This window comes from Mesorhizobium sp. M1322 (assembly GCF_040318085.1).
In the GTDB taxonomy this organism is placed as follows: Bacteria; Pseudomonadota; Alphaproteobacteria; order Rhizobiales; family Rhizobiaceae; genus Mesorhizobium.
Genome location: NZ_JAMYLP010000041.1, coordinates 39,506 through 46,644, shown reverse-complemented (window position 1 = coordinate 46,644; position 7,139 = coordinate 39,506). Strand labels below are relative to the sequence as shown.

Below are 7,139 nucleotides of genomic sequence, written 5' to 3'. Positions count from 1 at the left end.
CTACTCCCCTACTCCCCTACTCCCCTACTCCCCTACTCCCCTACTCCCCTACTCCCCTACTCCCCTACTCCCCTACTCCCCTACTCCCCTACTCCTGAGCGCCTTGTACACCGCAGTGCCGGCTGCGAGGTCTTCGAGGGCTGCGCCGACCGATTTGAACAGCGTGATCTCACCGGGGCTCTGCCGGCCCTTCTTCTGGCCGCGTGCCAATTCATGCAGGTCGGCGACGATGGCTTGCGGCTTCAGCACGCCCGAGGCCAGCGGCTGGACGATATCGCCCGCCTCCTTGGTGGCGCCTGCCCAGGTATCGACATAGACGCGGGCACGCGCAATCGCATCGTCGTCGCTTTCGCGCATGGCCGGCGTGAAAGCGCCGCCCCGCTCGACCTGGGTTCCCGGCTTCAACAGCGCGCCCTTGATCAGCGGCGTGGTCGTGATCGTCGCCGACGAAACGATGTCGGCCTGGCCGAGTTCGGCGTCGAGATCGCTCGCGGCGGTGGCCGCAAAGCCCCCGGCGCGCAATTCCGCCGCAACCTTTTCGGCATTGGCCGGCGTGCGGTTCCAGATGCGGATGGCGGTGATCGGCCGCACCGCTGAATGCGCCCTGGCGAGGAACGGCGACAGCGCGCCGGCGCCGACCACCAACAGCCGCGAAGCGTCCTCGCGGGCTAGATAGGAGGCGGCCAGCGCCGAGGCGCAGGCCGTGCGCCACTGCGTCAACCGCTGGCCATCGATCATGGCTTCAGGCTCGCCGGTCGCGCCGTCGAGCAGGAGGTAAAGCCCCATCACAGCGGGTTTGCCTACGGCGTTGTTGTCGGGCGACACTGTGACGATCTTGACGCCGATATGGCCGCCTGCCGACGTGCCGGTCGCATTGAAGTCGGTCCAGGCCGGCATCAGGAGCAGCGTCGAGGCCGCGCCGTCGGGGCGTTCGACCGTATGGTGATGCCGGACCGGTTGTATCGCGCCATCGCGAAAAGCCGCGCGCAGCGTCTCGACCAGGCCGGGAAAGGTCAGCGCATGATCGACCTCGGCCGCCGAAATGGTCAGCATGGGAAACTCCGTGGAGAGAAATACGCCTAACGCATAACCGCGGAAATCGGAACCGATTTTCGGAAAAGATCATGCGCAACCAAATGCGCGTCCCAAGGACGTGCGGCGCTGTGTTGGCTCAGCTGGTCGGCTTCGGCAAGGCCGGGCCTTGTGGCGCAGCCGGCGCACGGCTGACCGCCTGGCGCAGGTTCTCGGCCTCGACGCCGCGCTGGCGCGCCAGCCTGCGGTAGCGGCCCTGCTTGATCCAGGGCGCCAGGCTGCCGACGACCTTGCCGATGGCGAGAGCCAGGAACAGGAAGATGAAAAGCGGCAGCGTCACCGTCAGCGCCGGATTGCCGGGGTTGAACGGGTCGATGGTGAAGGCAACCGGATCGCGATTGGCGACCGCCAGCGCAATCAGGATGACGGCCAGCGGCACGAAGACCACGACGAGCATGAAACGATTGAACATGGAATTTCCTGTCGAAGGCGGGCTCTACCGCGGGCCAGGCGCTACTGAAAAGGCCGGCATGCTGCACGAGCTCGCGCGGCGCCTATTTGCCGCCGTTCAGCCTTTCACGCAATTCCTTGCCGGTCTTGAAGAACGGCACCCATTTCTCCTCGACCTCGACGGATTCGCCGGTGCGCGGGTTGCGGCCGGTGCGGGCGGGGCGGTTTTTCACCGAGAAAGCACCGAAACCGCGCAGTTCGACCCGGTTGCCTTCGGCAAGCGCGTCGGTGATCTCGTCGAAAATCGCGCCGACGATGTTTTCGACGTCGCGCAGAAAAAGGTGCGGGTTGCGTGTGGCGATGATCTGCACAAGTTCGGATTTAATCATGAGAAGGCTCCCCGTGAAAACACTGCGGTCAAAATTATGAGGATGATTTTATTTGCTTTTTTCACTCGTCTCAAGGGTGCCAGACGGAAACGAGACCGTCAAGAAACAAGCGGTCGGCACCAAGTTCGTGAATGATCTCGCCGCCATAGTCGGGCAGGCCGAGCGCACTGCCAATGGTTCGCGCCATCGCTTTCGAGAACAGGAAGCCGCCGCTTTCTGCGTCCTTCCACTCCACCACCTTGAGCTTGGCGTCGACGCCCTTTGTCGCGAGCCAGTCGATCGCTTCGGTCTCGCCGCCGACCGCGTCGACCAATTTGTTGGCAACCGCCTGCCGGCCGGTGAAGATCGACCCGTCGGCCAGGGCCAGCGCCTCCGGCTTGGTCATGTTGCGTCGTTCGGCGACGACGCCGACGAACCAGTCGTAGCTGTCCAGGATGAGCTTGCGGACCATGGTGCGCTCGTCGTCATTGGTCGGCTTGAAAGGCGATGGCGAGGCTTTCAACGGCGAGGATTTCACTTCCTCGAGCTTGATGCCGAGCTTGTCCATAAGACCGCTGACGTCCGGATACTGGATCAGCACGCCTATCGAGCCGACGATCGACGATTTGCGCGCGACGATATGATCGGCCGCGGTGGCGATCATGTAGCCCGCCGATGCGGCCAGCGTGCCGACCTCGGCCACCACCGGCTTCTCGGCGGCCAGCTTGCGCACTGCCTCGTAGATCGATTCGCCCCCGACGGTGGTGCCGCCGGGTGAATCGATCGACAGGATCACAGCTTTCACCCTCGAGGATTGACGGATGGTATCCAGTTGTTTGATCAGGTCTTCGTCTTCGGTAATGGTGCCCTCGATCTTGACCTTGGCGATATGGTCGACCGCCGTGCCAGTGAAGTCGTCACCGTAAATCCAGCTCGAAAAGGCAATCAGCCCGACTGCTGCGACAACAAGCGCTGCTACGCGCCAGAATGTCAGCTTGCGGCGCAAGCGGCGGCGGTCGATCAGGTCGTCGGCTCTCAGTGCCATGGTCAGCCTCATAGTCGGTGGAAGCAGATGCTTTTAAAGCAACCATCCGCGCCCGGCTACCGATTCCTGACGAGCTTGCGCCAAAGACAGGGTTTCGACGTTCGCGCGCCGGCGTTTTCAAGAGACATCAAGACCAATCCACAGGCCCCTAACGCTGTGCGCTTGTATCTGGTATGAGATGCAAGTCGTGCCGGTTTCATTTTCGTTTGTGCAACAGCAACCGTCACACTTTTGCGGTTTTCCTCCGCTTGTGCTTGCTTGAGGGCGCCGGCATCCCACCTATAGGGGTGCTTGGCGGCAGGGATTTAAAAGAAAGCAGTTATGTTAGCGCGACCGATCGAACCGACCAACACCGAGACGGAGTTGGCTCCCCCGGACATAGGCCCGGCGCGGGTCGACGCCTTCGGCATTGCCCAGCGCCATTCGCGCCGCGTGCGGATCTTGAAGCTGGCGGTGCCGCTGGCCGCTGCCGCAATCGCGGTCGCTTTCCCGGTCTATTCCTATCTCGCGGCGCCTGGCTCAATCCAGGTCCAGGCCGACGGCAGCGCCTTCGCCAATGGCAAGCTGGTGATGGCCAACCCCAAGCTCAACGGGTTCACCAAGCAGAAACTGCCCTATTCTATGACGGCTTTGCGCGCCATACAGGACGTGACCAAGCAAGGCATCATCAATTTGGAGGGCATCGACGCCAAGCTGCCGATATCGACCGACAATGTGGCGGCCATCAATGCCTCGCACGGCACCTATAATCGTGACGGCAACACGATGAGCCTGACCAGCGATGTCACCATAACCACCACCGATGGCTTGGCGGCAAAGTTCAAATCGGTCTTTCTCGATATGGGCAAAGGCACTATGAAGACGAACGACCCGGTCGACGTCAGCCGCGGCGGGTCGCGGATCACCGCAGATTCGATGTCGATCCAGGACAACGGCAAGATCGTGGTTTTCGAGAACAGAGTGCGTGTCAACATCGATCCCTCCAGCTTGAAGGCGGCAGAGGCAATGAGCGGAGAATCCAATGCGGTTCAGTAGTTCGACACGGCTCGTGGCCGCAGCTTCGGCGTTGCCGGCGCTTGGCTTGGCTTTGGGGCTGGCTTTGGAGCTGGGCTTGGCAACGGCACCGGCTCTGGCGCAGTCCAAGGCCACCAGCCAACTGTCGGGCCTCAAACTGTCCGGCGACAAGCCCATCCAGATCGAAAGCGATAAGCTCGAGGTCCGCCAAGCGGATAGCGTCGCAGTGTTCACAGGCAATGTAAGCGTCGTCCAGGGTCCGACGTTGCTTAAGGCCGGCAAGATGACGGTCTATTACGTCAAGGACCCCGACGCTGACGCCAAGGATGCGCAGGCCGCAGGTGCCGCGATGACCGGCTCGGCCAACATCGACCGCCTGGAGGTCGCCAACAAGGTCTATATCAAATCGGACGACCAGGTCGCCACCGGCGACAGCGGCACCTTCGACATGAAGACGGAAGTGCTGGTGCTTTCAGGCAGCAAGGTCGTGCTTTCGCAAGGTGACAATGTACTGGTCGGCTGTAAGCTCACCGTGCAGATGAAGAGCGGCCTGGCTCAGGTCGACGCCTGCGGGGGCCGCGTGATGATGTCGATCACGCCGCCGGCGAAGTCGGGAGCGGCGAACCCCTGATGGTCGACGTAGCATCGCTGATGGCGCGTGTTTCAGGACGCGCCGCCAGCAAACTTGCGGCACCGGCCACGGTCAACGTCGACCAGGTAAAGTTCAAGGGAACCTTGATCGCCAAGGGCCTGACCAAGAGCTACAAGGGCCGAAAAGTCGTCAGCGGCGTGACGATCGGCGTGCGCGCCGGTGAGGCGGTCGGACTGCTCGGTCCCAACGGCGCCGGCAAGACGACCTGCTTCTACATGGTCACCGGCCTTGTGCCGGTCGACGAAGGCACAATCGAAATCGACGGTTTCGATGTCACCTCGATGCCGATGTACCGCCGCGCCCGCCTTGGCATCGGCTACCTTCCGCAGGAAGCGTCGATCTTTCGCGGCTTGAGCGTCGAGCAAAACATCCGTGCCGTGCTCGAAGTCGTCGAAAAGAACCGCAAAAAGCGCGAACACAGTCTCGACGAACTGCTCGATGAGTTTCACATCAGCCATCTGCGCAAAGCGCCGTCGCTGTCGCTTTCCGGCGGCGAGCGGCGGCGCCTTGAAATCGCGCGCGCACTGGCGACCCGCCCCGCATACATGCTGCTCGACGAACCTTTCGCCGGCATCGATCCGATCGCCGTCGCCGATATCCAGCAACTTGTGCGCCATCTGACGGCGCGGGGCATCGGCGTGCTCATCACCGATCACAATGTCCGCGAGACGCTCGGCCTGATCGACCGCGCCTACATCATCCATGCCGGCCAGGTGCTGACCCATGGCCGGGCCGACGAAGTGGTCGCAAATCCGGATGTGCGGCGGCTTTATCTCGGTGAGGGATTTACACTCTAAACGGGAAAATCCTCTCCAAGCGCGATTTTTAGCGCGAGACGAGCCTTTTTCTCCGATTTCTCGTCCAAATACGCACCGACAGGCGAGTTTTGATCGCCGTCGCCTTGACAAGCAAAAGCCGGGCCAGTTTCTATGCCCAACTCCTTCCGGCAGTCCGGATGCGTAGACAAGGCGTTTGAAACCGAACCATGGCGTTGGCGGCAAAACTACAGCTACGACAATCCCAGTCGCTGGTGATGACGCCGCAACTCATGCAGTCGATTCGGCTGCTGCAGTTCACTCACGTCGAGCTAGAACGCTTCATCGACGACGAGATCGAGCGCAATCCTCTGCTCGAGCGCGCCGAGCCGCAGGACGATGCCGTCAGCGACCAGGCGCAGAAGATCGATGCCGCGCCGGAAACGGCGACCGACGGCGACTGGTTCGAGAAGGAAACGGCGTGGAGCGCCGAGGCGATCTCGGAAAAGCTCGATACTTCGCTGGAGAACCTGTTTCCCGACGACCCCGGCACCAGCGAGCGGCTCGGTCCCGACCTGACGGCCCAATGGAAATCGGCCTCCGGCAACAATTCCGCGTCCTCGTCGGACGGCTTCGACGTCGGCGACATGGCGGCCGCCGCCATCACGTTACGCGAGCACGTCGGCGAACAGGTCGCGCTTGCCTTCGCCGACCCGGCAGCACGCCTGATCGCCAGCGAACTGGCCGATGGCCTCGATGAGGCCGGCTACATGCGCGCCGACATGGCTGAGATCGCCGCTCGTCTCGGCACCGACAGAGCGGCGGTGACGAATGCACTCGCGGTCTGCCAAACATTCGAGCCCGCCGGCATCTTTGCCCGTGATCTCGCCGAATGCCTGTCGCTGCAGCTTGCCGTCCGCGACCGGCTCGATCCGGCGATGAAGGCTTTGATCGCCAATCTCGAACTCCTGGCGCGGCGCGATTTCCAGACCCTGAAACGGATTTGTGGGGTCGACGAGGAGGATCTGCTCGACATGCTGGCCGAGATACGTGCGCTCGATCCGCGCCCGGGGATGGCGTTTTCGGCCGGTGCCAGCGACGCGATCATCGCTGATGTCGAAGTGCGGGCGGCTAATGACGGAAGCTGGGTGATCGAACTCAACTCCGAAACGCTGCCGCGCGTGCTGGTCGACCATATCTATTTCGCCCAGGTATCACCGCATGCGAAAAACCAGACGGAAAAGGATTTCCTGGCGGAATGTCTGCAAAACGCCAATTGGCTGACGCGCAGCCTCGACCAGCGCGCGAAGACCATCCTTAAGGTTGCCTCAGAAATCGTGCGCCAGCAGGACGCCTTCCTCGTCCATGGCGTGCGTCACCTGAAGCCGCTCAACCTGCGCACGGTGGCCGACGCCATCGGCATGCACGAATCGACCGTCAGCCGGGTCACCGCCAACAAGTACATGCTGACGCCGCGTGGTGTGTTCGAACTGCGCTATTTCTTCACCGCTTCGATCGCTTCGTCGGGTGGCGGCGACGCGCATTCATCTGAAGCGGTGCGCGACCGCATCAAGCAGTTGATCGACGAGGAGAAGCCTGCCGACGTGCTTTCCGACGACGCGATTGTAGATATGTTGCGGGAAAGTGGCGTCGATATCGCCAGGCGCACGGTCGCCAAGTATCGGGAGGGCATGAATATTCCCTCGTCGGTGCAGCGGCGGCGTGAAAAACGCGCTTTGGCCAGCGCCGGACGTTGATCTCCGACGGAATTTCCACAGCTTTCGCGCTTCATTGACAAGCCGCAATGAAGTGGCTAGAAGCCC

At 62.2% G+C, this 7,139-nt stretch carries 8 protein-coding genes; 4 read left to right on the top strand and 4 right to left on the bottom strand.

Annotated features, from left to right (window positions below; all coding sequences use genetic code 11):
* Nucleotides 1-72 precede the first annotated feature (72 nt).
* From lhpI to sppA, 4 genes are all read right to left on the bottom strand, one after another.
* Complete coding sequence (gene lhpI / locus NKH12_RS16920) at nt 73-1,053, bottom strand: bifunctional Delta(1)-pyrroline-2-carboxylate/Delta(1)-piperideine-2-carboxylate reductase (protein ID WP_352954180.1); 981 nt, start codon at nt 1,051-1,053, stop codon at nt 73-75.
* Between the two features lie 118 nt (nt 1,054-1,171).
* A complete protein-coding gene (locus NKH12_RS16915) occupies nt 1,172-1,504 on the bottom strand; it encodes a DUF1049 domain-containing protein (protein WP_352954179.1) in 333 nt (110 codons plus the stop codon).
* Nucleotides 1,505-1,586: 82 nt separating this feature from the next.
* Nucleotides 1,587-1,871, bottom strand: a complete 285-nt coding sequence (locus tag NKH12_RS16910) for an integration host factor subunit beta (RefSeq protein WP_006200394.1) — start codon at nt 1,869-1,871, stop codon at nt 1,587-1,589.
* A 70-nt stretch (nt 1,872-1,941) separates the two neighbouring features.
* A complete protein-coding gene (sppA, locus tag NKH12_RS16905; RefSeq protein ID WP_352954178.1) occupies nt 1,942-2,895 on the bottom strand; it encodes a signal peptide peptidase SppA in 954 nt (317 codons plus the stop codon).
* 321 nt (nt 2,896-3,216) lie between these two features.
* Here sppA and lptC point away from each other — a divergent pair, with 321 nt between their 5' ends.
* The 4 genes from lptC (at nt 3,217) to rpoN (ending at nt 7,073) form a co-directional block, all read left to right on the top strand.
* The gene (lptC, locus tag NKH12_RS16900) at nt 3,217-3,930 is read left to right on the top strand and encodes an LPS export ABC transporter periplasmic protein LptC (RefSeq protein WP_352954177.1); all 714 of its coding nucleotides are present in this window, start codon (nt 3,217-3,219) and stop codon (nt 3,928-3,930) included.
* A complete protein-coding gene (locus NKH12_RS16895) occupies nt 3,917-4,540 on the top strand; it encodes an LptA/OstA family protein (RefSeq protein WP_352954176.1) in 624 nt (207 codons plus the stop codon). The genes lptC and NKH12_RS16895 overlap by 14 nt, the downstream gene beginning before the upstream one ends.
* Nucleotides 4,540-5,358: an LPS export ABC transporter ATP-binding protein gene (lptB, locus tag NKH12_RS16890; protein WP_352954175.1), complete on the top strand. Its 819-nt coding sequence runs from the start codon at nt 4,540-4,542 to the stop codon at nt 5,356-5,358. Before NKH12_RS16895 ends, lptB begins: the two co-directional genes overlap by 1 nt.
* Before the next feature lie 188 nt (nt 5,359-5,546).
* Nucleotides 5,547-7,073, top strand: a complete 1,527-nt coding sequence (rpoN, locus tag NKH12_RS16885; protein WP_352954174.1) for an RNA polymerase factor sigma-54 — start codon at nt 5,547-5,549, stop codon at nt 7,071-7,073.
* Nucleotides 7,074-7,139: the final 66 nt, after the last annotated feature.

Bases quoted from the DNA above. Each gene is read 5' to 3' on its own strand.
- NKH12_RS16915 (WP_352954179.1), bottom strand. From the start codon at position 1,504: ATGTTCAATCGTTTCATGCTCGTCGTGGTCTTCGTGCCGCTGGCCGTC.
- rpoN (WP_352954174.1), top strand. From the start codon at position 5,547: ATGGCGTTGGCGGCAAAACTACAGCTACGACAATCCCAGTCGCTGGTG.
- NKH12_RS16910 (WP_006200394.1), bottom strand. From the start codon at position 1,871: ATGATTAAATCCGAACTTGTGCAGATCATCGCCACACGCAACCCGCAC.
- lptC (WP_352954177.1), top strand. From the start codon at position 3,217: ATGTTAGCGCGACCGATCGAACCGACCAACACCGAGACGGAGTTGGCT.
- sppA (WP_352954178.1), bottom strand. From the start codon at position 2,895: ATGGCACTGAGAGCCGACGACCTGATCGACCGCCGCCGCTTGCGCCGC.
- NKH12_RS16895 (WP_352954176.1), top strand. From the start codon at position 3,917: ATGCGGTTCAGTAGTTCGACACGGCTCGTGGCCGCAGCTTCGGCGTTG.
- lhpI (WP_352954180.1), bottom strand. From the start codon at position 1,053: ATGCTGACCATTTCGGCGGCCGAGGTCGATCATGCGCTGACCTTTCCC.
- lptB (WP_352954175.1), top strand. From the start codon at position 4,540: ATGGTCGACGTAGCATCGCTGATGGCGCGTGTTTCAGGACGCGCCGCC.